Origin of the sequence: Bifidobacterium sp. UBA6881 (genome assembly GCA_002451435.1) — a bacterium.
In the GTDB taxonomy this organism is placed as follows: Bacteria; Actinomycetota; Actinomycetes; order Actinomycetales; family Bifidobacteriaceae; genus Bifidobacterium.
Genome location: DKCF01000094.1, coordinates 1 through 1,621, shown reverse-complemented (window position 1 = coordinate 1,621; position 1,621 = coordinate 1). Strand labels below are relative to the sequence as shown.

The following is a 1,621-nucleotide window of genomic DNA, read 5'->3' as shown; positions in this document are numbered from 1 at the left end:
GGTGGTTGGCTCTATGCGTCTCGCCTGATTGTTTGTTTCGTTGCCATTGGTGGTGTGTTCCTCTGTCATGAGGCCACATGCTAACGTCCGTTTTGTAACGGCACCGATAACGTATCGCACGGTTGTGTAAACAAATCATGCGGGCGGAATTCGCATGCATCGGCATTGATGGATGATTCGCCACGCCGATGCGAAGGATCACACGTGAGCGAATCCGCAATACGCTCGTGAAGGCATGAAAAAAGCGCGGAGACGGAGTCTCGCGCGCTATGCATGGGATTTATCCCATGATGGTCAAACATCGTTCAGAGCGGCATTCGCGCGCCCTGAACGACGGAACCGAATGTTACTTCACGTTCTTGATCCACAGAATCAGGGCGACACCGACCAGTGCGCACAGTGCGGAAACGACGAACGCGGAGTAGTAGGAGCCGGTCACCGCGACGAGCATGGCGGTGGTGGCCGGAGCCAGCACCTGGCCGCAGGTGTTGGCCAGGTTGCCGAAACCGATGTACTTGCCGCCGGTGCGGTTGTGCTGTGCTTCGGCGGGGATCACATCGACGTTCAGAGCGCCGTCGACGGCGATGTACACACCATAGCCAAGGCCGGCGAACGCGGCGTACAGCAGCACGCCGTTGACGCTGCGGAACATCACCGGGCACAGCGTGCCGATGATGAACAGCACGCAGGCGATGGCGATCGGCATCTTACGTGCCTTGATCTTGTCGGACAGCGGGCCGGAGACGGCCAAGCCAATCAGAGACACGACGAAGGTGACGGCGGAGAGGGTGCCCATTGCCTTTGCGGCTTCCTTCACAGTCAGACCGACGTAGTTCTCGAAGATGTACAGCGTGTACTGGGAGATCATGGCGTAGCTGGCCATCATGAGCAGACGACCGCCGCATGCCTTGTAGAAGTCGTGCGCGCCCTTCAGCTTCGGAGGCAGCAGATTCTCCAGAGCCTCCTTGGCGGCTTCTGCGCCGCTCTTGCCGTCGCCGTCGTCCTTGGAGCTGCGTTCACGCGGCAGAATCAGCAGCGGGATGATACCGGAGGCCGCGATCATCAACGCGCCGACGATGAAGCCCATGTTCTGGTACGGCTGTCCAAGGAACAGCGAGCTGATGAACTGTCCGACCGGCGTGCCCAGTGCGGTCGCGCCCAGACCTGCGGAAAGGGTGCCGCGCACGGACTTCGGAACGCGGTCGGCGAGGATGGCGAACATCGGCGTCTGGATGGCGCCCTGGCCCAGGTTGTTCAGCATGTAGCTGGCGGTCAGGCTCGGAACGTCACCGAAGGTGCCGAGCAGGTACAGGCCGATGCCGGCGACGATGGAGCCGGCGAAGATCCACGGAGTACGCTTGCCGAAACGGGAACGGGTGTGGTCGGAGAACGCGCCCCAGATGTAGCCGGACAGCAGGCCGACGATGGCGGTCAGCGAAGTGATGGTGCCGAGTGCAGTGGTGGCTTCGGTCTCGCTGTAGCCGATGTCCCTCAGATGCTGCGGCATCAGCGTATTACCGTTCAGTACGAACGCTGCGCAGTTGAGAATGGCGAAAATGACGAATGCGACAAGGTAACGTGCGGTGGTGGCTGTCGAGAACGGCTTGCCCGTTTCCGGAGA

1 protein-coding gene is annotated in these 1,621 nt (G+C 60.8%); it reads right to left on the bottom strand.

The window, feature by feature from the left end; genetic code table 11:
• Window positions 1–346: 346 nt before the first annotated feature.
• On the bottom strand, window positions 347–1,621 hold a 1,275-nt coding region (locus tag B3C64_RS07400), incomplete at its 5' end, for an MFS transporter (RefSeq protein WP_349679967.1).